Genomic DNA, 23,581 nt, shown 5'->3' on the forward strand with positions numbered 1-23,581 from the left:
CGGGCTTTGGAATGGTGGAAAGTACGGGAGATACCAGGGGCCGGTTAAACCGGAACCGTGAATTCGGAGCCGAGGTGGTCATAGCGTTCACCGGTGGCAGGGCACTGCCAGGAGCCATCCGTGAATTCCAGCCGGTGTCCGGCCGTGCCTACCCAACCAATCTGCCGTGCTGGCACGCCCACTACCAGCGCATGGGCCGGAACATCACGGTTGACAACCGCGCCGGCGGCCACCATGGCCCAAGCTCCGATATGCACCGGTGCAATGCACACGGCACGCGCTCCAATGGAGGCACCCTCGTCTATGGTGACTGCCACTGCCTCCCAATCCTCATTTCCCTTGCGGGTTCCATCAGGATTGATGGCGCGTGGAAAGAGGTCATTGGTCAGTACCGCGGCTGGCCCAATAAAGACCCCATCTGCAAGTGATGCCGGCTCATAAACCAGCGCATAATTTTGAACTTTGCAGTTATCACCCAACACAACATCGGGGCCAATATAAGCGCCTCGTCCAATGTTGCAGTTTTCACCGAGAACAGCTCCTTCGCGAACCTGTGCCAGGTGCCAGATGCTGCTCTCATTGCCAATGGTCGCCAGAGGCGACACATCGGCAGTTTGCTCGATGTGAGTCATGAATTTCCCCCAAAAATTCGGTTCATAAAGAACCGTTGAGCCTACGGACCCCAATGCCGTACGCCTCGTCTTCCGAGCATAGTTCTGTATTCAGGAAGAAAAATTGATCAGCGCAGAAGGGGAGTGAAACTCACTGTTTTGCCGAGCCCTGCCAAGTAAATATCGAGTATGCCTCGGAGCCTATTGCGCTTATATCTCCACAGGCCGAGGTATAGCCTAGTGAGCAGGTTATCTCGTGATCCTGGGGGAGCATGATAACTAATGGGGGAAATATGAAAAGCAAAATACTCGTGTCTATAGTGCTGGGCGCCGCCGCGATATTGCTGGTGGTCGCGCTCGCCCTGGATTTCGGCGGGTCTACTCCAACGGCTGGCTTGTCCGCGGACATCACACAGGGCCCCGTGGCAACCTCTCCCTCGGCTTCATTAGCGCCGTCCGCTCAGGCATCTGCGAACCCGTCCGCAAGAGGCAAAAATTCTGAGCCGAAGAAGCAAAAGGCTGAGGAAAAAAAGTCTGGCGAACCCACAGCTGAAGCTACCCGTCCAAGTTGGGATCCGAAACCTAGCGCTTCGGAATCACGATTAGAAGTACCCGAACAATCCAAAGCTTCGCAATTTAAGCTGCCGGATACACCGGAACGTCAACCTGTTTTAAAGAAGGCACCAAAAACTGGTGTGTCCACCGGCAAACTGACTAAAGAATTTCCAAAAGACGCGGTACCGGTGCCCAAAGCGACAACTATCGTTCAGTCCTCGGTAGAGAAGCAAGAAAAATTGGTATTTGTCGGAGTTGAAGGCCGCAGCAACTCGAGTGTGGAAGAGGTTCTTTCCTTCTATTCTGAGCACTTCGAGCAGCAGCGCTGGCTGACCACGCAAAGTGAACCGGCCACCGGTGTTACTCAATTGCTGGGGTCCTTTGGTGAGGACTCCACGACGGTGACGATTCGTCAATTATCTACCGGGGCAACATCAATTGTTGCTGCCGGAGTATTTGAAATCCAGGAGTAGCGAGTGTATCTGAGCCTCTCGGACTGGACATCGCGTAAAGCCTCTGGTGCCGACCGTGCAAAAACCGTGGCGTTCAAAGCCTCTCCGACGGTTATAGCTCTGGGAATAGTCAGTATGCTGACCGATATTTCCTCAGAATCCGTGGCTGCAGTTCTGCCGCTTTATATTACCGGCGCACTGGGTCTGTCCATGGTTGCCTATGGATTTTTTGAGGGAATGAACCAGTCCATCAGCTCGGTGGTGCGCATTGCAGCAGGATATGCCGCTGATCGCAGCAACAAACCCAAACCGATTGCCGTCGCAGGGTACGGGCTGTCCATGGCCGCTCGTATTGGGTTGTTGTTTGCCACTGGATTCGGCGGAATTCTTGCGGTCATTGGACTAGACCGCATTGGCAAGGGGATCCGGACCGCACCGCGTGACGCAATGATTCAGCAAGCTTCGCAGCCGGAGCATTTAGCCCGGTCCTTCGGGGTGCACAGGCTGTTAGACACGGTGGGTGCTACTATCGGCCCGCTCCTGTCGTTCGTGGTACTCATGCTGGTTCCGGGGGACTACCGGATGGTCTTTGTGGTGTCGTTGGCCGCCGCAGTATTAGGTGTAGCAGTCTTGGCGCTGCTGGTGCCTAACCGGAAGCTCGTCCAGGATGAAGTTGCTGAAGACCGCGGTGAAGAAAGCTCCAGAAGTGTTCCGCGGCCGAAGTTCCGTGAATTGCTGCGCGGGCCGTTGGGAAAGGTGCTGCTGACCGCCGGTTTCCTTGGATTGCTGACCATCGGTGATGGTTTCGTTTACCTGGCGTTGATGGAGCATGGGCAGCTGGACGCAATGTGGTTCCCGCTCCTTTTTGTGGGCGCCAACCTGTTCTTCCTCAGTTTTGCTGTTCCTTTGGGAAGAATTGCAGATAAGACATCCCGTGCAGGGGTCTTTGTCCTTGGGCATCTAGCACTTGCCTTGGCATATGTTTGTGCCGGAGCCGGCGGTTCCTTGCTCTTCCTCATCTGTGCCCTAGCTCTTCTGGGTACCTTTTATGCAGCTACGGATGGTGTTTTGGCGGCGCTTGCAGGCCAACTGGCACCCCACGGAGCAACGTCAACAGCCATCGGGGCCGCCCAGACCGTGGTAGCCGTAGCGAGACTATTTGCCTCTACGGGATTCGGGGTCTTGTGGATTTTTCTTGGCAGCACCAACGCAATGCTGATCGCCGCAGCATTGTTGCTTCTGCTGGTGCCTGTGGCCTGGCGACTCTTGCTGTCCAAACGCAAGGAACCTGAAAGTACACTGACTTCATGACTAAGCAGGCGGCCGGAATCTCGGCTCAAACCAGGTGGCTCATCCTGGCAATCATTGCAGTACTAGCACTTGGCTCTGTAACGGTCTACGCGGTGCAAGCCTTTGGGCGGTATCAAGCACGGACCACCGGGGCATCCGCCGCACAGATCACCGATAAATTACATGACGGTAATCGAATAGTCTTTCGCAACACTGCCATGGGCCAAGGCTATGGGCAGATTGCCTCGGTTTCTATCACAGAGCCGCAAGGACCCCGGGAACTATCTCAGACGGTCTGCGACAGGGTCGATGCGTCGACCGAATATATTTCCTGTATGCGCACTCAGCGCGGAATCCCGACAACCTTTGAAACACGGATCCTCGATGCGCAAGCAAATACTGTCGTTGAGTATCCCTTGCCCGGAGTTCCCAGCCGAACGCGAATCTCCGAAGGAGGGTTGGTAGCAACCACCGCATTTGTCACCGGGCACTCCTATGCCACGGACAGTTTTTCTACAGAGACTGTCATCAAGTCCGTTCAGGGGCAGGACTTCGGGAACCTTGAGGATTACTCGATTTTCATAGACGGCCAAGAACTGACAGCCGTAGACCGCAACGTCTGGGGCGTAACTTTTGCCTCGGAAAACAAGTTCTACGCCACGGTGGCGTCAGCAGGCAAGACGTGGATGGTTGAGGGAAACTTAGCGGAACGCCGAATGAACTCCGTGATCCAGAATGCTGAGTGCCCATCTGTTGCGCCGGATCATTCCAAGGTGGCTTACAAAAAGCGCCGGGCCCAGAGCGGTCTGGCGCATTGGGATATTGCCGTGCTAGATCTCAAGACGCAGCAGGAGATCATCCTCCCGCTGGAACCAGGATTTGATGATCAACTGGAATGGCTGGATTCACAGACGCTGCTCTTCGGCATGCCGCGCACCGGAAGTGCGGGAGACAGTGACGTCTACAGCATAGAGGCCACCGCCAACTCCCGTCCCCAGCTATTTATCAAAGATGCGTGGTCACCCTCGGTAGTGCGTACCACTGGCTGAGCGCACAGCATTTTGGCCACCAGGGCTCACGGAGCTATCCGGTGGTATCGGCTCGGTGATCAGGGCGTAGGTGCCACCATGGGCGGCTCTTCACTTGCCTTCTCCGTGTCCAGCGGTGGACGACTGGCAGATGATTCAGTAGGACTTGCCGCCGGTTCTGTAGCGGCAGTGCCATTGTCGGGTGCCTGAGAAGTTTCCGTGGCGCCGGGATCAGCCGTGCTGGCCGATTGAACTGGCGGACTTGATTCGGATGTTGGGCCCGCCGTGGGGACAGCTTCTGAAACTTCGTAGAGCACGTCCACAAAGTAATTGCTGCTGTTCCATGAACTGCCGGGCTGAGTGCTGTTCCCATAGCGGAAGACGCCATTTGAACCTTCCAGCCGAAGTTCACCATTGGATTTTCCACCCGTGAATTGCGCAGGAGTATGCACATATCCACCATTTGGTGCATGGTAGGAAACGGTGAACTCCGTGCCTTCGGGGACTTCTACGGCGGTGCTCAGATAGGCGGTATGCCATCCTTGTTCACTGGTTGATGCAAAGCTGGCGGTAGCTAACTGAGCACCGGAGGAATCCCAAACGGTACCGGTGTGAGAACCAATCCCTCCAGGTCCTTGGTAGTAGCGCAGAGCGTGGAGGCGTACATCTGCCTCCGCCACCATGCGCATGCCCAATTCAACAGCTGCGGTATCGCCTGGATCCAGCACTGTTGGCGTTTCATTCAGCCCGAGGAAGGAGACCGTGGGTGTATCGATACCCACGGTAGAGAACGTCCATGGAGCAAGAACTTCCTGAGTGCTTCCCACACCCGTGAGGTTGACGGTATCCACGGTGATCACGCTAGCTTCGGGAAGCGGGTCTGATGAGCTGAACGTCAACGTTTTATTCCCGTTGGAGATGGTGGTGGTGCCATCAACCGCTGAGCCGCCAGCACTCACCGCGATTGCGGCCTCGACACTGACCGCTTGATTGAAGTTCAGAGTGATAACACTGTCTACTGGGACGTCGCTTGCTCCGGCACTCGGCGACCTGTCGGTGAGATCTACTGGTTCTGCCGCTGGTTTGAACCTCACGTCCACAAGGTAACTGGTGGAAACCATGGAGGCCGGGAAGCCTTGGTTGTAACCGTAGTGGCCGGCGGATCCGGTGGTCTTCAAGGGCCCGATATGTAATGCGTTGCCCAGCAGACCTGGGGAGGCAGGGTAGACGCCGTTGCTTCGATACGCTGCAACATACTCATTATTGGGATCAATGGGTACCGGCGCATCAAATGCAGCATACTGCCACCCGGACACTGGAACATCTGGGAAGACTAGCTCGGCAATAACCTCACCAGTGGTGGAATAGAGCCATCCGTTGTGCGCCCCGGTTTCGCCGACGCTACGGAAGAACTCCATTCCGAGGATTTCTCCTGCAGTGTCCGCAGAGAACCGAGTGCCCAGAGTTACCGGCACTCCATCATGTATTGCTGCCACCGTTGGGGTATCGGTATTGCCAAATAAACCGCAGGGGCAGGCCGAAGGATCCTCAGGTGCCAATGGTGCGGTACGGAAGGACCACGGTGCGAGTTCGAATTCCGGTGAGCCAGGGGAACTGATATGAGCTGGCGTCACGGTAATGACCGCGTCTGCTGGCATTGGGTCGGCAGCGGTGAACGTCAGGGTAGTGCCCTCGGTGCTGATTGCGGTAGTGCCGGCAAGGGTGGTGTCACCGGTAGTTACCGTAAGTGTTGCCGAAGTATCGATTTGCTGGTTGAAGCTCACGGAAATTTCAGCAGTGGTCCCGACCCCTGACGACTGGGCAGCCGGCACAAGGCCAGCCACCTCAAGCGGTTGCACCGGTTCGGTAGCAGTTGCGGTGGGGCCGCTAGGAGTAGCCGACTCGGTAGGCTCTGCAGATCCTCCTGGCGTGCTCACCGTATAGGCCAAGTCAACGAAGTAGTTACTGCTATTCCACGAACTGGCAGGGACACTGCCTGAACCATAGGTGAAGAGCCCATTAGAACCAGTCAGTGAGAGCTCAGCGTTTGATTTTCCATTGGCGAAGTCTGCGGAGGTAAAGACGTAGCCTCCTGACGGGGCCTGATAGGAAATGGTGAATTCGCTGCCTTGGGCCATGGTGACTGGACTGTCCAGATAGGCGATTTGCCATCCTTGCTGTGTCGTTTGTGCAAACGTCGCGGTAGCCACTTTAGTTCCAGTGGAATCCCAGATGGAACCTGAATGCTCACCGTGTCCGGAAGGGCCCTGGTAGTAGCGCAGCGCGTGTACTTGAATATCTTTTTGCGCACTGAATTTCAGTCCGAGTTCCACCGGTGCGTTATCGGAAGGATCCAATTGGGCCGGCTGCTGGTCTTCGAGGAAGGTGGTTAAGGCTGGGCCTTGGCCCGCAGTCCTAAACGTCCACGAATGCGGTGAAGTTTCACCAGTTTCTGTACCGACGATACCCGTGGGCTTAACGCTCACCACGGTGGCTTCGGGCAGTGCCGCATCCGGGGTGAAGGTCAGCGTATTACCGGACGCAGCGAGAACTGAGGTACCTGAAATAGTTCCTTGGGAAGTACTGACTTCCAAGGCGCCGCCGGGTTCCAGAGATTCACTGAAGGTTGCGGAGATTTCAGTATCCACCGCCACGTCATTTGCGCCCTTGGCAGGTGTTTGCCCGGTGATGCTGACAGGACTGCCCAGAGCCGTAAAACTGACATCAACGAGGTAACTTGCTGAGACCATGGATCCAGGAAATTCTTCCGCGTAGCTGTAATGCCCGGCATTGCTCGTGGTACGCAGTGGTCCAGACTGCATGGGTTGGGCAAACCCGCCGGGGGTCACTGGATACATGCCATTACTTCGGTAGGCAGCAACATATTCAGTATTGGCTTGGATACTGACCGGCGCATCAAAGGCGGCATACTGCCAACCGGTGGCCGAGTCATCAGGAAATTGCAGCTGGGCAATGGTGCTGCCATTAGAAGAATAGAGCCGACCAGTATGTGCTCCAGTTTCACCGGGGGAGCGGTAGAACTTCAACCCATTGAGCACGCCGTCAGTATCCGCGGAGAACCTGGTACCTAGAGTAACCGGCTTCCCGTCATTGACTACAGGCTGTGCGGGGATATCTTGGTCGTTGTACAGGCCGCACGGACAAGCCGCCGGATCTGTCGGTACCGGCTGTACGGTATTAAAAGTCCACGTATTGCCACGGTCCACCGAATTCCCGGTCAAGTCTGTGGCGCTCAGGGTGACCGTGTAGCTGCCTGCTTCAGCTAATGGTGCCTCCGGTTGGAAAGTGGCCCGCCGTGTGCTCTGGTTGTAGCTGGTGGTGCCGGAAACGTTCTGTCCGGACGAATCCTGCACCTTGATGCTGACAGAAGACGGATCACTTTGTTTGGAAAGTGTGGCACCTATAGACGCAGTCACCGGGACGCTGTTGGCTGTCGGGGTAGGCGACTGACTATAGGCACTGAGAGCTATGGATGCGCCAGTTTCAAAGACTGCGTCCACGTAATAGTTGCTACGGTCCCACGCAGTACTAGGGAACCCCGCAGAGCTACTGTAGAGACCCGCTGAGGGTGTGCCGTAACCGCCGGCAACCTTCACCGGCGACCAGTCAACACCACGGTAGGCGAAATCTTGGACTGCTACGGAGTAGTGTCCGGTGGGTGCGTAGTAAGAGACAACAAATTCATCACCGGCGTGCGCCTCTACCGGTTCACTGAATAACGCGGTTTGCCAGCCTGTGCTGCTTTCGTTGCTAAAAGTAGTTGTCGCCAACTCGGTGCCGTTCAGGCTCCATAGCGTACCGGTATGGGTGCCGGTGTTTGCTGAACTTTTGTAGTACCTGACACCGGTGATATACCCCTCGGACGCAGCAGTAAACCGCAACCCCAGCTCCACCGAGGAACCGTCTCCCGAATCCTTGGTCTTAGGCTCTTGCTGGCCGAAGGCGCTATACGGGCCTTTCACTTCAAAAGGTACGGGGGTTGCCTCTGTCGGGTAGTTAGCAGAATCGTCAACCGCACGGACGAGCAGATCATTTTCACCTGTCCCGAGTTGGACCGTGTTAATAGACCATTGTGTGGTGCCTTGGGCCAGCTGCCAGGAAAGTCCTGAGTCAAAGGAATACTCAACCGCAGCGACCTGTCCCTGCACGTCACTGGCCGTGCCTTCCACACTGACCATCTCGCCGTAGCCCACGGCGCTCGCCGGAGACTTCGTTACCTGAATCGAGGGTGCATCTAGATCTTTGGGAGCGTCCGGAAACGCTATGTTGCTCATGAGCGTTGTCGGCAAAGCATCCATATCAGCCAACAGATTCACTTGTGCCTGTTGCATCCGTGGATCTTCCGGGGCGCCGTCACCGTCATGCCATTGGTCCAGTCCCCACGTCCATTGGATCGATCCAGCGGAGAAGACGCTCGCACCACTGGCTGCTTTGTAGAGCGTGGTGTGGTGAGTGGTTGAGCCGGGGGCAACTACATTGCCGAAGTCTTGGAGATACTGAGGGATGTCTCCTGTGGTTGTGGATAGGTGGACGAGTCCTGGCGGCCTGAAACCATTGGGCACATCTTCGTTGGACTCATAACCCACGGTATGCGGAGCAAGTTCGGTTTTGCTGCCCGCTGTTTGGCTGTCCAGAGAAGTATCACGCCAGAGGCGCATTTTTCCTTCTTGCGCGTTCACCGTGACCGGAAGATCTCCACTGTTGACCACGTAGGCGGTGCCTGTTAACCCATTTTCAGGAAGACCTCCGCCTTGTTCTTGGGGTGCAAAGCGCGGATCGCGCCAGGTACCTGTCCATTGGGATGAAGGATCAATCTTGGAATTGGACCAGGTTTCTTTGTAACTGACTAACGTCCGGTAATCATTTCCGCCGGTAGTCGAGGGCTCATACCGGGTGCGCCAGTACACCTCGTTACCAGAAAGGAATTGCAAGTTCACGCCAGCGTCCCGGGCCGCTTCTACATTGCTGCGTTGCGCGCCGGACCAGTATTCGTCATGGCCCACGGAAAGGAAGACACTGTGGTTGGTGAGCAGGTCTCCGTGCCTGTCGGTGTCAACGCCGGAGAAATAGCTGACATCGTATCCATTGCGTTCCAGGAAACGCACCATCGGGTATTCGGCCCCAAAATAGAAATCTCGGGCTTCAATGCCATCACGTGTCGCGAAAGGCCTGTTGTAGCTGATCTTAAAAGCGCGGCCGTTGTCGGCTCCCGAATAGAAATCTGAACCACCATAAAGGTTATATGCGTGCCATGTGGGGTCTGAAGTTTGGAAGAGCACCCGCGAGGTGCTGGATTCATTGCGCACGATAAAGGTGATGTGGCTAGAACCCCCGGTGTCGGTGCGGGTGAGTTTTGCCAGGTACACGCCCGATACCGCATCGTTTGGGACATTCCAGGTTGCCGAGATACCCCAGGTGCCGCAGTCGGTCAGCTCGGTGGCTACATCCGTCAAGCATTCGGGCTGGATCTGCGGAAGCTGGGCGCTAGGTGAAATAGAGGTGATTTTCCGTGCGCCGAGGCCTTGATACCAGCCGGTACGGTAAATATCGATGGAGTATGCGGAGGCATCAGTATCAATCTGAAAATCGATTGGATCTCCGACATTCACACTGATATCAGCGGCGAATCCTTGGATTGAGTCATCCCCGGCTCCGTCGATATCCCATTCGGTCCACGGTGAACCAGGTTTAGAATTTTCGCAGACAATGGCATTGTCGTCCGGACCGCACTGTTCGGCGGCGCGCGCTGGCGTGGCCAACAGTAGGGAGACTAGAAGTCCGGTAAGGGCAGTGAGAGCTATCCAAAAACGCGAATTTTTCGCAGCGCGGCGTTCTCTGGTTTCATTAATTTCAAATTGCGCCACGCTCATTACATCTCCCAAGGAAGCTCCCACGAAGGGGAGACGTTTTTGAGCATGAACTTAGCTAGGACATACCCGTATCCAGAATATGTAGCTCTACGTGTGGAAGACAGAGAATACGTGGAAAACGAGAGAATCTCGGGTGTAAGTTTCAAGGTTTGGAAGTTGACGTCGAGACCAATGAGCGAAGCAACTGGGACCTTGGCGCGTGCACTACGTGTGCGTCTAAGACAGTACTTCTATCGCGCTTTACCAACGGGGTATCGCTCCAGCACGTAGTCGGCAATGGCCATCGCCGAGGTGGCGGCTGGCGATGGGGCATTGCGCAGCACGGTCACCGGGCCAACCTGGTCTACGGCGAAATCGTCGAGCAGCGAACCGTCCTTGCTCCACGCTTGAGCACGTACTCCGGCTTTGCCTTTTTCAACGAGATCAGCCGATTTGAGTTCTGGAAGGTAGGCCTTGGATTGCTTCAGATACAAGGGTTTAATCAACGAGGCACCAATTTCCGTGGCACCGGTCTTCCAGTATTTTTTGACTAAGGATGATGCACCTGGCCAGCGTAGTGACTCCATCGTGTCTTTGAATGAAAAAGTTTTCCAGTCATAGCCTTCCCGCGCCAACGCCGGCACTGCGTTAGGGCCAACATGGACCTCGTCATACACGCCGCGGGTGAAGTGCACACCAAGGAAGGGGAAGCGTGGGTCCGGGACCGGATAGATCATTCCGTTGACCATTGCTGAGGAACTCTTGCTCATCACCCAGTATTCTCCCCGGAAGGGGAGGATTTTAGGGGAGGGATCTGCGCCGACCATTCGTGCGATCACATCTGACTGCAACCCCGCACAAACGATAAGCTGATCAAATCGGTGAGTGCTTTCCGTGGTGGAAACTAGACAGGCTTGGTCAGAAACCTTGACGGCGGTAACTTCGGAGTTCAGCAAGATCTGCCCGCCTGCTGCCTTGACTTCTTCCGCCATGCTGCGCGTAATGGCGCCATAATCCACCGAGGCAGTTTGCGGAGAATGCAGGGCGGCAATTCCTGCGACGTGCGGTTCGATTTGCACCAGCTCATCGCGATTTAGCCGCGTCAATCCCGGTACTTGGTTCGCTATCGCGCGTTGTTCCGTGTCGGCAAGTCGTCCTAGCTGGTCGTCTCCCAATGCGACAACTAGTTTTCCCAACTCCCGGTAGGGCAGAGCGTTTTCCTGGCAGTATTCGCGGGTCAGGGCTTTGCCTCGTGCACACAGCTGGGCCTTGAGCGAGCCAGGCTGGTAATACAACCCCGCGTGGACTACCCCGGAGTTACGGCCAGTTTGGTGGCTCGCAAGCGTTGCTTCTTTTTCAAGCACGGTTATGCGATGTTCACCTTTAAGCGCCAACGCGCGGGCAAGAGCGATCCCCAAGATCCCTCCGCCAATGATTCCAATGTGTGTTTCCATGTGTCCCCAAGTTTCGGATTCACCACAAATCGCGGTGAAAGGGTTTTAATCCTCAGCTGATCGTATAACCACTTCTGTGACACGTCCACGAATGAAGAGGTGCTTCAATGGTTCTGGGGTTTCCCGATGAGTCAGGCTGTTTAATTCTTGAATAAGAGACTTGGACGCCGGCATCCAGTAAGCACTCTCCGCAGCAGACGGTGTTTTGCAGCTGACATTATCAGCAAGGAAGATTATTCTACGGCGCAAGTGAAAGTTTTCACAAAGTCGCCAAGAAGCTGCGTAACATGCGTCAATTCAAGGGTTTCTGAGCCTTTACGGCGTTAGGGTAGAACATGTTGGCGATCATCAACGATCACTAATATGCAAGCATCAGCCCAAGAAATCGCAAAGGTGCCACACCCGTGTCTGACAACAAGCCAATCGTACTTCTGGCCGAACAACTATCCCCAGCAACTGTCGCTGCGCTCGGTCCCGACTTTGAAATTCGTCAGACAGACGGAGCGGACCGCTCCCAGCTGCTCGAAGCAATCGCAGACGTAGACGCCATTCTGGTGCGCTCTGCCACCCAGGTAGATGCCGAGGCTATCGCCGCAGCCAAGAATCTGAAGGTGATCGCCCGTGCCGGCGTAGGCCTGGATAACGTTGACATCAAGTCCGCCACTCAGGCGGGCGTCATGGTGGTCAACGCACCCACCTCAAACATCATCTCGGCAGCGGAACTGACCGTGGGCCACATCGTGTCCCTGGCCCGCCGCATCCCGGCAGCCAACGCCTCGCTGAAGAGCGGAGCGTGGAAGCGCAGCTCATTCACCGGCATTGAATTGTTCGAGAAGAAGGCCGGAATCATTGGCTTGGGCCGCATCGGTGCCTTGGTTGCCGCACGCCTGCAGGGTTTCGGCATGGACGTCATTGCCTATGACCCATATGTCACCCCTGCTCGTGCCTCCCAGCTGGGCGTCACCTTGGTAACCCTTGATGAACTGCTGGCACAGGCTGACTTTGTCACCATTCACATGCCAAAGACTCCAGAGACTCTGGGCATGCTGGGCAAGGAAGCCTTCGGCAAGATGAAGAAGAGCGCCTACGTAATCAATGTGGCCCGTGGTGGCCTGGTAGATCAGGACGCGCTGTATGAAGCACTGAAGAATGAAGAAATCGCCGGTGCCGGCATTGACGTCTTCGTCACGGAGCCAAGCACCGACCTGCCATTCTTCGAATTCGAAAATGTCACCGTCACCCCGCACCTGGGCGCATCCACCGATGAGGCTCAGGAAAAAGCTGGCGTATCCGTAGCTAAGTCGGTTCGCCTCGCATTGGCTGGCGAACTAGTGCCGGACGCCGTGAACGTGGCCGGTGGCGTCATTGACGAGAACGTCCGTCCAGGCATCCCGCTGATCGAGAAGCTCGGCCGTATCTTCAATGCCCTGACTTCCGGCTCGCTGACCAGCATCGACGTAGTCGTTGCCGGCGAGATCGCGTCCCTCGATGTGAAGGCACTTGAGCTTTCCGCATTGAAGGGCGTCTTCATGGACGTTGTCTCGGACCAGGTGTCCTACGTCAACGCTCCGGTGCTTGCCGAGCAGCGTGGTGTAGCCACCCGTTTGGTCACCACCGCCGATTCGCCAGAATACCGCAACCAGCTGACCATTAAAGGCGCCACCAACGAAGGTACCCAGCTTGCTGTTGCCGGTACCTTGACTGGTCCAAAGCAGATCGAGAAGCTTGTCGGGATCAATGGCCACGAGATTGAAATCCCGATTTCGGATCACATGATCATTGTTCGCTACGCTGACCGTCCAGGCGTTGTCGGGTCGTTGGGCAACGTGCTGGGGGAGCAAGGCATCAATATTGCTGGCATGCAGGTTGCTCGTGATGAGGCACGTGCGGAAGCGGTTGCTGTAATCAACATTGATTCGGCGCTTCCTGGCGGAGTGCTGGACGTTGTCGGTGCCGCCATTGGTGCAAGCGTTGCGCGAGAGATCAACCTAGCAGAGTAGTATAGGTCATTACCCGGACAGCTGGTTGCTCAGTTGCCGTAGGCTCCTTCTGCCTCGACCAATAGTTCGACGCAGAAGGAGCCTAATTTGTTAAAGAGATCTTTTTGTTCAGGATCATCAAGTTCGCTTCTTTCCGCATACATGCTTGCACTCGCCCGTAGCTTGTAATGAAGCTAGCGGCGGGCCTGCCTGCACTCCGGAGTATCGGGGCACAATATGTCTGGCTTGATTTTTCAATGTCTACCCTTGCCATATGGCACAGGAGCAGATTGTTGCTAGGTGATGTTTATAATATTCGACGCCTTACATTGGTATGTATTACGGGCGAATAGTAATTTCCATTGGGCGAAGCATTCCTCGGTGGGCAGTTCGGCTTAATCCATCAGGTTGAGGCGTGGAACCTAAGAAGATTGCTGGCCACCTAGATTCTCCTGACAGAGCTGCTTTCCCGTCGACTATTGCACGTTTTCCTTCTCGAGTAGGAACATCTGCCCAGTAGTCAAAGACGCTTCCGATATCAATTGCGAAGCCACCTCGTGATTTGACTACGGAGCAGTATTCCTTGCCAAGTAGGCCGGCACCGATGAGGTAAAGGTGGCAAGGTCCATCCGGACGCAATGCCGATTTCAATTTTGTAAATACTTCGGGGTAATGTTGCCCTCCAATGTCACCGTCCACCGTGTACTGGCGTTCCACCGGAATCAAGTGCTGATTCACAGTTATGTGGGGATAAGTTTCCTGGAAGTTTTCTATGACATTACGGCCAGTGACGAGAGTGACTCGTTGAGCCTTGCGTAATAATCTGTCTAGAATACCTGTCGATTGCATGAATAAATGAACAGCAGGATGGCACCCAGTAAACCATTCAAGTCCGGCAGCTACTAGCGTGTCTTCATAAACTACACACAAGTCGTTCGACTCGTACGAATCGTACATACCGACTAAATCTGCAGAATTAATCGACTGAATCAAGCCCCTACGAACTGCGGTAATTTCGTCGTCGGAGTAAGATCTGTCGGCCATGGCTCGTCGGAAAACGTGTTGAATGCGCGACTGCTCGATTTTCGGATATTCAAGAACTGACAATTCACCATCGCCGACGCGTACCAACGAAAATGGCTGCTTTGCCTTCCACTTAGCCATGATCAAAGATTCGACATTGTCTAGACGGATAAAATTCACGGTTGACATGTGCTGGAATATACCATTCATGAACCGCAGGGGTCGCAACTGACACGCCTTCTTGAAGAATACAGTTACCGACGGAATGAATAGAAATCATGACTTGAGATTTCTTTGTAGGAATTCTGCGAGCACTCGCCGATCGCCTGAAAATCGATGTTTTGTGATTGTTGCGTGGGAGATCCAATTGATAGTGGCCGGTCGGATATGAATCGTTGACACTCGAAAGGGCGCTTCGTAAGGAATAGTGGACAGAGTGTTTGCCCGCAACTGTCATTTAAGACAGGTAGAATGGAGGCGCGCCTCGATGTCTTATTTGTAATGAATCTCGAGTTGTTAATTCTAATCCGGCAGCTTCTATTTAGGTATTTAGGTATTTAGGTTGAAATCCTAGTTCATTCGAATTTATTACGGTGGGATTAGGGTTAGGTGATGATTGCAGTCAAATTTGAACTATAACCGCTCTTGGCCAGCGGTACGGCAGCACTGCGCAATTCATCGTCGGTGAGGTATCCCATGCGCCAAGCGATTTCTTCGGGTGAGCCGATCTTCTGGCCCTGTCGGGCCTCGATGGTTCGGATGTAGTTCGACGCGTCGTTGAGTGAATCGAACGTTCCGGTGTCAAGCCATGCCGTACCGCGAGGCAGGATTGCTACCTGCAGTTGACCGCGTTCGAGGTAGGCGCGGTTGATGTCGGTGATTTCCAGTTCTCCGCGCGGTGAGGGTTGCAGGTTCTTGGCGATATCAATGACCTGGTTGTCATAGAAGTACAGGCCGGGGACCGCGTAATTACTTTTGGGGTGAGCGGGCTTTTCCTCCAGTGACACAGCTTGTCCAGCCTCGTCGAATTCGACCACTCCATAAGCGGTGGGATCAGCAACGTGGTAACCGAAGACTGCGGCTCCATCGATATCGGTGAGTTCTTGGAGTTGGGTTCCCATCCCGGGGCCATAGAAGATGTTATCGCCCAGAACCAGCGCGACTTTGTCCTGGCCGATGTGTTCCTCGCCGATGATGAAGGCTTGAGCTAGTCCGTCGGGGGAGGGCTGGGTCTTGTAGGTGAGGTTGATGTTCCATTGACTGCCATCGCCCAGTAGCCGCTGGAACTGTTCGGAGTCCTGGGGGGTGGTGATGATCAGGATTTCTCTTATCCCTGCCAGCATGAGCGTCGACAGGGGGTAGTAGATCATTGGTTTGTCGTAGACAGGTACGAGCTGCTTACTGATACCGAGCGTGATTGGATGGAGTCGTGAGCCGGTACCGCCGGCGAGAATGATGCCCTTCATACTGCGAATCTTCTCAGTTTATGCGTCCTCTAGTCCAACCAGTACCCTTATGAATGTGAAACATGTTCTCGTGACCGGCGGTGCCGGCTTTATTGGTTCCAATTTCGTGCACTATCTCCTGGAGCACACTGATGTGTCGGTGACGGTGTTGGATAAGCTGACTTACGCGGGTAACCGCGAGTCGTTGGCGGGGCTGGACGGGAATCGATTCCGACTAGTCGTAGGCGATATTTGCGATGCGGTACTGGTTGATTCGCTGGTCTCTGAGGTGGATGCGGTGGTCCATTACGCCGCGGAGTCACACAATGACAATTCTTTGCACGACCCTAAACCTTTTGTAGAGACGAACATCATCGGCACTTTCACGTTGCTGGAGGCCGTTCGCAAGCACTCGGTTCGGTTTCACCATATTTCTACCGATGAAGTTTACGGTGATCTGGAACTCGACGATCCCGAACGTTTCTCCGAATCGACGCCATATAATCCTTCAAGCCCGTATTCTTCGACTAAGGCAGGGTCTGATCTGCTGGTTCGTGCTTGGGTAAGGTCGTTTGGTCTCGCAGCGACCCTCAGTAATTGTTCGAACAATTACGGTCCTTATCAGCACGTGGAGAAGTTCATTCCACGGCAGATCACCAACGTCATAGATGGTATTCGCCCCAAGCTTTACGGCGTGGGGGAGAACGTCAGAGACTGGATCCACGCTGATGACCATTCTTCGGCGGTGTGGACGATTTTGAACCGTGGCCGGGTTGGGGAGACTTACCTTATTGGCGCTGATGGGGAAAAGAACAATAAGGATGTCATTGAGACTATTCTGTCCATCATGGGCAAACCTGCTGGTTCTTTTGACCATGTAACGGATCGCCCCGGACACGATCTGCGTTACGCGATTGACTCCACGAAGTTGCGCACTGAGTTGGGTTGGGTCCCGGAATATGCAAACTTTGAGGCGGGGCTAGAAGCTACCGTGGCTTGGTATAGAGATCATGAGTCGTGGTGGCGTCCGCAGAAGGATGCTACTGAGGCGAAGTACGTGGCGCAAGGCCAATAGCTGTGGGGTTTTTCCCCGTCAACTTTGTGTAGTCATCAAATAATTTTAGGCGGTTTGCACCACCCATGGGTATCGAATTCTCTCAGCAGTTAAGTGTCACCCCGGTTTCTGCTATTCCTGGGATGATGGTCGTTCAGCTCCCCGTGCATGGGGATAACCGTGGATGGTTCAAGGAAAACTGGCAGCGGGAAAAAATGGTGGCCGCTGGGCTTCCGGATTTCGCGCCGGTGCAGAACAATATTTCGTTCAACGAAACTGCTGGTACCACGCGCGGCATTCATGCTGAGCCGTGGGATAAATTTGTGTCGGTGGCTACCGGACGAATCTTCGGTGCTTGGGTTGACTTGCGTGAGGGGGAGAGCTTCGGTAATTCCTTTACTTTGGAGATGGATGCTTCGACGGCTGTGTTTGTGCCGCGTGGGGTGGGCAATGCGTTTCAGACTCTTGTTGATGGCACGGCATATGCTTATTTGGTCAACGATCATTGGTCCGCTCAAGCGCAGTCTCGTTACACTTTCTTGAACTTGGCCGATGAGACCGTGGGTATTCGGTGGCCTATTGCGCTTGAGGATGCAGAACTTTCAGATAAGGACCGGGCACACCCTGCCCTTGGCCAGGTGACGCCCATGGCTTCCCGTAAGACGCTTGTGCTCGGTGCGGCAGGTCAATTGGGCCGTGCGCTACGCAAGTTGTATGAGGGGGATTCAAACGTTGAGTTCGCCAGTCGCGCCGACTTCGACTTGACCAAGCCGGAGCACCATGATGGCATGGACTGGTCCGGTTACGACACTGTCATTAACGCTGGTGCCTACACGAAGGTTGATGAGGCGGAAACAGAGGCCGGGCGTTGTGAAGCATGGGCAGCGAACGTTACCGGTGTTAAGTTGCTGGCTAAATCGTGTATCGAGAATCAGCTGACCTTGGTTCATGTGTCCAGCGATTATGTTTTTGATGGTAGCAATGAGATTCATACAGAGGGTGAACTCGTGTCGCCCTTGGGAGTTTACGGCCAAACAAAGGCCGCGGGTGAGGCTATCGTAGAAATGGTCCCAAACCACTACATCGTCCGGACTAGTTGGGTCATTGGTGAGGGTAGTAACTTTGTGGGCACCATGGCGAACCTCGCCGAGCGTGGCATTAAACCTAGCGTCGTTGATGACCAGATCGGGCGGTTGACCTTTGCGGAAGATCTGGCCTCTGGTATCGACCACTTATTGGCAAGCCAAGCAGAGTCCGGGATCTATAACATCACCAACCCGGGTGAACCACAGAGTTGGGCGGATGTCGCCCAAAGTGTGTACGGGTTTCTAGGACGCCCGACGTCGGATGTTACAGGGATCTCGACGATAGAGTATTTTCAGGGAAAACAGGCGGCACCACGGCCGCTGAATAGCGTATTGGACCTGTCAAAGATCGAAGAGACTGGATTCCGGGCACGAAATCAACATGCCGCACTTGAAGATTATTTGCGGATGCAGGGGCAAGAATAAATTTATAGACTAGTAATTGCTGGTAAACGGCGCTAGTTCACTTGAACGACCCGAACAAATTTGCCGAGCCGGAATTTTTCAAGTCAAACGGTACCAACAAGAGTCTAAATAACTATCAAGCGGCCTGAACTGCCCGATCTTTCGGATTGTTAATCCACGCAGCTTCAGGCATCGCCAAAATCTTCGGATCCTGCGACGTACTAAAGCGTTCAGGATGCCGCGCACGAGCCGCCGCCAACGTGTGTGAACGTTTCGCAGCAATCGAAGCAGCCAACCCAAAATGAACGTCCGCCGGCGTATGCAACCCGATCCCCGAATGCTGATGAGCAGTTGTACCACTGCACGAATCCACTCATAAACTGCCTTGCATCACCCAACGAAGAAAAACGCTCAGGGAACTGCGGAGCATACTTCAAAGTCTTAAATAACGACTCCGAGTAGGGATTATCGTTGCTCACCCGAGGACGCGAATGCGACCTGGTCACTTCCAAATCAGAAAGCAACGCCGCGACCGTCTTGGACGTCATACTCGTCCCACGATCCGCATGAACCACCTGTGGAATCCCATGAACACCAAAGATTTCCTTCATCATCTCCACTGCCAGCAGGCCGGACTCGGTAGCGTGCACATGCGCGCCAACGATATACCGCGAATAAATATCGACCATCAAATAACAGTCGAAATACTTACCCTTCACCGGAGCAGCCAGTTTTGTGAGGTCCCAACTGAGCACCTCACCTGGAGCTGTGGCTTCCAGCTCAGGGATCGCACGCGGCTTATGCTTCGCCAACCGGCGCCGTTCCTTGACCAGCCGATTCTCATTGAGCACCCGGTAAAACGTCGATAAAGAACCCAAATATTGACCTTCATCAAGTAACTTCGCATAGACCTGCATCGGAGCCATATCCACGCAATCAGGACTATTCAAAGCGCTAAGAATCGCAGCCCGTTCAAAGGTGCTGAGCTTGTTCGGCGGCGCGGGACGCGGAGCATCTTGCAGCCTGCTCGGTTTGCGATTCATCGTGGTGCGTGAAACACCGACCATGTCAGCGGCGTTGCGTTGCGGATCTTGATCGAGAGAAGCTGCTGGTAAGCGGCTTTCATTACTTCTTGGACTTCAGTTCTTCCTGCGACTCGCTGATGGCGTTCTCGAAGAACGCCGAGAGTTTTCCCATGTAATTCCGATATCGGAATTACATGGGTTATGCCGAGAATCGAATTATGCCGATGTTTGCTTGATAGGCCTCCTCAGCCACGGGTGTCTGGTTGATTTCTCGGAATAAGACGACACTGAGCAGATACTTGGTCTTCCCATTTCTATGGAAGGACAAAAGGTAATGGGAGATCCATGCAAGGTTGTTATCGTTGGCCCACTGGCGCCGCTGGCAACAGGTTTCCACACTTATTTGACGACGCTAGGCTACTCGCCCGACTCGACGTCGAATCAGCTCCAGCTTGTTGCTCATTTATCACGCTGGATGGATGTGCAAGGGCTGAGCATCCGGGAGATATCGGACCATGTCATCAATTCTTTCTTTGCAGAGCGCCGATTGCGATACCACAACTTTCACACATCGCGCGCGTTGACTGCATTTACCGGTTTCCTCCGATCCATCGGCATTGAACGCACTGCGGACCCGCCACCGACGTTCTCGGCCCAAGAAGCAATCCTGTCCCGGTTCGAGCACTACTTGGTCACTGAGCGGGCTCAGCGAGGAACAACGGTGCTGAATTACCTCAACCAGGTCAGACCGTTTCTGGAATGGCGGGTAGGACATAACGGATCCGACTGGGCATCGATGTCGATAGTTAACGTCACGGACTATTTGCTGTTTCGCGGGGCCACCCAATCGGCGGGTTCGATCCGGCTTGCAGCAACAGCGCTTCGCGCGTTCTTCCGCTGGCTATTTCTGGAGAGAATCATCGACCAGCCCGTCGCCACAGGCATTGGCCCGGTCGCCTACTCGCCCTACAAAGGACTTCCGAAATTTCTGAACACCAGCCAAATCGATGCTCTCCTCGCCGGCCCTTCGACACGCGAAGTCCAGCCTTTGCGCAGCCAGGCACTGCTGCTGATTATGGTGAGGATGGGCCTTCGCGCCCGTGAGGTCCAAGATCTCACTTTGGATGATATTGATTGGCACTCCGGAACCATCAGGGTGCTGGGAAAGGCCGGACATGTCGAACTCGTACCGCTGCCGGTAGATGCTGGCGCAGCGATCGTGGACTATTTGACTCGGACCCGTCCGGCATCCCCCGATCGCCACATATTCCTCCAGGTTCCGGGACCACATGGACCTCTGGCCCGCGGACCCATCAGCCAGATGGTCACAGTTCGCGCATCACGGACAGATATCGGGTCCCGGATCGGCGCACATCGACTGCGCCACAGCCTGGCCACCAAGGTACTGGACAGCGGAGGAACGCTGACCGAAGCATCCCAAATACTGCGCCATTCCAGCCCTTCAACCACCGTGATTTACGCCAAGGTTCACCTCGCGGACCTGCGAAGCCTGGTCAAGCCGTGGCCGGTGGCGGCGGAGCAAAAATCCTTGGGATCTCGGCCATGAACCGGTCACTGGACAGCTACCAGGACGAATATTTGCAGCTGCGGCACGCCATGGGCCACAACCTAAAGGTGGCCGATGCCATGATTACGCGGTACCTGAACTACCTCCACGACATCAACGACGAAGTCCTCACGGTAGACACCGCCGTGATCTGGTCGTGCTTGCCGACCGAGGCCGCTAACCCCACGAAGGCCGCACGCTTGAGCGCGATCAGGGGGTTCTCGGCCTACGTTCATGCCCGTGACCCGCTGTTGGCCGCATCGATTCCTCCAGGACTCATTCCCGCCCGCGCCACCCGGCAGCAACCCTACATTTATAGTGATTCCCAAGTGGAGTCGATGATGAGTGAAGCCCTTTCACTTCGACCGTTCATACGCGGCCTGACCTTGCAGACCTTGATCGGTTTGATGGCTGCAACAGGGATGAGAATCAGTGAATACCTAGGACTCAACCTCGCAGATATCGACTGGCCCAGCGGCATCTTGACGGTGCACGGAAAGAACAACAGCACCCGGCTCGTCCCGATCGACCCCAGCACTGTGGCCGCGTTGAAAAACTATCTCCGTCTCAGTCGTGCCGCCATACCCGGCGCTGAGGTGATTTCTTTCTTCATCGGTTCCACTGGAAACCGACCGCATCCCACCGGCCTGCAGGCGGCATTTCGTACCGTACGGGTGAATCTTGACTACACGCCGCGCCCCGAAGGCAAGAAGCCGCGATTGCATGATCTAAGACATTCGTTCGCGACCAACACCCTGGTTCAGGTCTATCGGGACGATGTTGACGTTGACGTTGATGCCAGGATCGTGGTCCTGGCCACCTACCTCGGGCATGTCAGCCCGGAAAGCACCTACTGGTATCTCTCGTCCGTGCCCGAGCTACTGGCGCTGGTCGAGGAGCGAGTCAGCACCGCCCAACATCAAGGAGCCCTACTGCCATGACCATCATCGTGACAACCTTCGAAGCATTTTTCACCAGCTACTTGATGGGCCAGAAATCGGTCAGCCCTAACACGCTAATCTCCTACCGGGATACGTGGCGACTGCTGCTCACCTTTCTCTTCGAAAAGCACCGCTTCGAACCGAGCTCCCTGGATTTTGAGGACCTCGACGTTCAACACATCACGGAGTTCCTGGCCTATTTGGAGGATGTGCGGGGCAACAGCCCGTCCACCCGGAATACCCGTCTGGCGGGAATTCATGCGTTCTTCCACTATGCCACCTACCGACACCCCGAACATGCCGATCTTATCAGCAGAGTCTTGGCGCTCGCGCCCAAGAAAACAGCTACGAAAGACATCGACTACCTCTCCGATGCCGAAGCTAAAGCGCTGACTGCGGCATCAAGAACCACAACTTGGATCGGGCGACGGGACCAAGCGATGATCCAGTTCCTGCTGCATACCGGATTGCGTGTCTCTGAGCTCGTCAACCTTCGGTGGACAGACTTGCAGCTACACGCTCCGGCCTACGTCGCTTGCAAAGACAAAGGACGCAAGGAGCGCAGCACGCCGGTCAACTCAGGGCTGGTTTCGGTGCTCACCACTTGGTGGGATGAGAATGCGCAGCTGGGAACGAGCAGTCCCATTTTCCCCACCCAGGTGGACCACCACGCGATGACCCCCCGATGCTATCGCCCAACGTCTGGCTGTTCATCAGCGCACAGCGGCTACGGACTGCCCCACCTTGAAACGCAAGGACGTTACCCCTCATGTTCTGCGGCACACTTGTGCCATGCGGATGTTGGCCGTCGGCATAGACTCGGCCACAATATCGCTCTGGCTTGGTCATTCCAGCAAGGAATCGATTCGCGCCTACCTCCATGCGGACATGACCATCAAGCAGCGTGCCCTCGACCGAACTGCGCCACCCGCGACCGGGCCGGGACGATACAAGCCTCCGGATTCGCTCTTATCCTTCTTGGAGGAACTCTGATTCTTATTCCGAGAAATCAATCAGACACCCGTGGCTGAGGAGGCCTATCAGGCAAACATCGGCATAATTCGATTCTCGGCATAACCCATGATTTCCAGGGCATTCTCGGTCTTCTTCCGCTTGCCCTCACTCACCTCTAACTGGCGGCGCAAGCGGGCAATCTCGGCCTGTTCGGCGCTGAGCTTGCCAATATGGGCTCCAACTGTTTTCCGTCGAGGACTCCAGCGTCGCGTAGCTTGCGCCATTCGGCGATATGCGAGGAATACACGCCATGCTCACGCAGGTAAGCTCCGCCCTTTTGCTCGGCGATAGCTTCATCGTAACCGGTGAGCAGTTCAAGTTTCTCGGTGGGGGTGAACGTCCTGCGTCGGGACGGTCCACCGGCGCGGGGTCCGGGAGTAGTTATAGGACTATCTTGTCCTATGACGGTTGTGGCTAGGTCAGACATTGAGGATGATTTCCTGCTTCTCGCCCTACGTGCTGGGGTGGATTTGCTATGTAGCGTTGGTACCGTTCAAGCCTGACACGTAGGGAGCTGCCGATTGGCGGTTGGACTGAGTCCGAGGGCAGTGTACTAGAACCACGATACGTAGCGGAACCACTCATCTTACGAAGAGTTGGCTTCAGAGAATAACAGTTTCAAATTCTGGGTCAATGCCCGGCAATCGATGAGGATAGCCGGATGAGGAGCTTAATTCCTGGAGTTGATGGCATGACGCAGCGGGGATCTAGTTAAGGGTATGACACCGATGGTGAACTGATGCCATACCCTTGCGACCTGTCCCGCTACAGTATTTATCTAAT

Annotated in this window: 14 protein-coding genes and 2 pseudogenes; 9 read left to right on the forward strand and 7 right to left on the reverse strand. The window is 55.0% G+C overall.

Features of this window, described 5'->3' with window-relative positions:
* Nucleotides 1-44: 44 nt before the first annotated feature.
* A complete protein-coding gene (locus ACX5K5_RS06635) occupies nucleotides 45-632 on the reverse strand; it encodes an acyltransferase (protein ID WP_459175250.1) in 588 nt (195 codons plus the stop codon).
* A 401-nt stretch (nucleotides 633-1,033) separates the two neighbouring features.
* On the opposite strand from ACX5K5_RS06635, the gene ACX5K5_RS06640 reads away from it, so the two are divergent.
* The 3 genes from ACX5K5_RS06640 to ACX5K5_RS06650 are packed head-to-tail and all read left to right on the forward strand — an operon-like array spanning nucleotide 1,034 to nucleotide 3,957.
* Entirely contained in the window at nucleotides 1,034-1,639 is a 606-nt protein-coding gene (locus tag ACX5K5_RS06640; protein WP_459175251.1) for a hypothetical protein, read from the forward strand.
* Nucleotides 1,640-1,642: 3 nt separating this feature from the next.
* A complete protein-coding gene (locus ACX5K5_RS06645; protein ID WP_459175252.1) occupies nucleotides 1,643-2,929 on the forward strand; it encodes an MFS transporter in 1,287 nt (428 codons plus the stop codon).
* On the forward strand, nucleotides 2,926-3,957 hold the full coding sequence (locus ACX5K5_RS06650) for a TolB-like translocation protein (RefSeq protein ID WP_459175253.1): 1,032 nt from the start codon (nucleotides 2,926-2,928) through the stop codon (nucleotides 3,955-3,957). The genes ACX5K5_RS06645 and ACX5K5_RS06650 overlap by 4 nt, the downstream gene beginning before the upstream one ends.
* Before the next feature lie 59 nt (nucleotides 3,958-4,016).
* Here the strand turns inward: ACX5K5_RS06650 and ACX5K5_RS06655 are convergent, their stop codons facing one another.
* The gene (locus ACX5K5_RS06655) at nucleotides 4,017-9,827 is read right to left on the reverse strand and encodes a DUF4082 domain-containing protein (protein ID WP_459175254.1); all 5,811 of its coding nucleotides are present in this window, start codon (nucleotides 9,825-9,827) and stop codon (nucleotides 4,017-4,019) included.
* A 230-nt stretch (nucleotides 9,828-10,057) separates the two neighbouring features.
* On the reverse strand, nucleotides 10,058-11,260 hold the full coding sequence (gene lhgO, locus ACX5K5_RS06660; protein WP_459175255.1) for an L-2-hydroxyglutarate dehydrogenase: 1,203 nt from the start codon (nucleotides 11,258-11,260) through the stop codon (nucleotides 10,058-10,060).
* Nucleotides 11,261-11,664: 404 nt separating this feature from the next.
* Between lhgO and serA the strand changes: the two genes are divergently transcribed.
* A complete protein-coding gene (gene serA / locus ACX5K5_RS06665; protein ID WP_459175256.1) occupies nucleotides 11,665-13,260 on the forward strand; it encodes a phosphoglycerate dehydrogenase in 1,596 nt (531 codons plus the stop codon).
* Between the two features lie 318 nt (nucleotides 13,261-13,578).
* Here the strand turns inward: serA and ACX5K5_RS06670 are convergent, their stop codons facing one another.
* Nucleotides 13,579-14,451 carry a GT-D fold domain-containing protein gene (locus tag ACX5K5_RS06670; RefSeq protein ID WP_459175257.1) on the reverse strand — a complete coding sequence of 291 codons (873 nt, stop codon included), beginning with the start codon at nucleotides 14,449-14,451 and terminating at the stop codon, nucleotides 13,579-13,581.
* 416 nt (nucleotides 14,452-14,867) lie between these two features.
* Complete coding sequence (rfbA, locus tag ACX5K5_RS06675; protein ID WP_459175258.1) at nucleotides 14,868-15,728, reverse strand: glucose-1-phosphate thymidylyltransferase RfbA; 861 nt, start codon at nucleotides 15,726-15,728, stop codon at nucleotides 14,868-14,870.
* Between the two features lie 55 nt (nucleotides 15,729-15,783).
* On the opposite strand from rfbA, the gene rfbB reads away from it, so the two are divergent.
* Together rfbB and ACX5K5_RS06685 are read left to right on the forward strand one after the other, a co-directional pair.
* Nucleotides 15,784-16,782 carry a dTDP-glucose 4,6-dehydratase gene (rfbB, locus tag ACX5K5_RS06680; protein WP_459175259.1) on the forward strand — a complete coding sequence of 333 codons (999 nt, stop codon included), beginning with the start codon at nucleotides 15,784-15,786 and terminating at the stop codon, nucleotides 16,780-16,782.
* A gap of 65 nt (nucleotides 16,783-16,847) precedes the next feature.
* Nucleotides 16,848-18,272, forward strand: a complete 1,425-nt coding sequence (locus ACX5K5_RS06685; RefSeq protein ID WP_459175260.1) for a sugar nucleotide-binding protein — start codon at nucleotides 16,848-16,850, stop codon at nucleotides 18,270-18,272.
* A 115-nt stretch (nucleotides 18,273-18,387) separates the two neighbouring features.
* Here ACX5K5_RS06685 and ACX5K5_RS06690 read toward each other — a convergent pair.
* Nucleotides 18,388-19,455, reverse strand: a pseudogene (locus ACX5K5_RS06690) (DDE-type integrase/transposase/recombinase); the annotation flags it as partial.
* A 155-nt stretch (nucleotides 19,456-19,610) separates the two neighbouring features.
* Here ACX5K5_RS06690 and ACX5K5_RS06695 point away from each other — a divergent pair.
* From ACX5K5_RS06695 to ACX5K5_RS06705, 3 genes are read left to right on the forward strand one after another with little or no spacing between them, the layout of a single operon-like run.
* Complete coding sequence (locus ACX5K5_RS06695) at nucleotides 19,611-20,843, forward strand: tyrosine-type recombinase/integrase (RefSeq protein WP_459175261.1); 1,233 nt, start codon at nucleotides 19,611-19,613, stop codon at nucleotides 20,841-20,843.
* Entirely contained in the window at nucleotides 20,840-21,784 is a 945-nt protein-coding gene (locus tag ACX5K5_RS06700; protein ID WP_459175262.1) for a tyrosine-type recombinase/integrase, read from the forward strand. Before ACX5K5_RS06695 ends, ACX5K5_RS06700 begins: the two co-directional genes overlap by 4 nt.
* Complete coding sequence (locus ACX5K5_RS06705) at nucleotides 21,781-22,815, forward strand: tyrosine-type recombinase/integrase (protein ID WP_459175263.1); 1,035 nt, start codon at nucleotides 21,781-21,783, stop codon at nucleotides 22,813-22,815. Before ACX5K5_RS06700 ends, ACX5K5_RS06705 begins: the two co-directional genes overlap by 4 nt.
* Before the next feature lie 45 nt (nucleotides 22,816-22,860).
* Here the strand turns inward: ACX5K5_RS06705 and ACX5K5_RS06710 are convergent.
* A pseudogene (locus ACX5K5_RS06710) lies at nucleotides 22,861-23,183 on the reverse strand (transposase); the annotation flags it as partial.
* Nucleotides 23,184-23,581: the final 398 nt, after the last annotated feature.

It is taken from the genome of Glutamicibacter bergerei (assembly GCF_054495185.1).

Excerpts from the sequence above, each read along its gene's own strand:
- ACX5K5_RS06700 (WP_459175262.1), top strand. The coding sequence starts at position 20,840 with ATGAACCGGTCACTGGACAGCTACCAGGACGAATATTTGCAGCTGCGG.
- ACX5K5_RS06655 (WP_459175254.1), bottom strand. The coding sequence starts at position 9,827 with ATGAGCGTGGCGCAATTTGAAATTAATGAAACCAGAGAACGCCGCGCT.
- ACX5K5_RS06695 (WP_459175261.1), top strand. The coding sequence starts at position 19,611 with ATGGGAGATCCATGCAAGGTTGTTATCGTTGGCCCACTGGCGCCGCTG.
- ACX5K5_RS06685 (WP_459175260.1), top strand. The coding sequence starts at position 16,848 with ATGGGTATCGAATTCTCTCAGCAGTTAAGTGTCACCCCGGTTTCTGCT.
- rfbA (WP_459175258.1), bottom strand. The coding sequence starts at position 15,728 with ATGAAGGGCATCATTCTCGCCGGCGGTACCGGCTCACGACTCCATCCA.
- ACX5K5_RS06635 (WP_459175250.1), bottom strand. The coding sequence starts at position 632 with ATGACTCACATCGAGCAAACTGCCGATGTGTCGCCTCTGGCGACCATT.
- ACX5K5_RS06650 (WP_459175253.1), top strand. The coding sequence starts at position 2,926 with ATGACTAAGCAGGCGGCCGGAATCTCGGCTCAAACCAGGTGGCTCATC.
- ACX5K5_RS06705 (WP_459175263.1), top strand. The coding sequence starts at position 21,781 with ATGACCATCATCGTGACAACCTTCGAAGCATTTTTCACCAGCTACTTG.
- lhgO (WP_459175255.1), bottom strand. The coding sequence starts at position 11,260 with ATGGAAACACACATTGGAATCATTGGCGGAGGGATCTTGGGGATCGCT.
- ACX5K5_RS06670 (WP_459175257.1), bottom strand. The coding sequence starts at position 14,451 with ATGTCAACCGTGAATTTTATCCGTCTAGACAATGTCGAATCTTTGATC.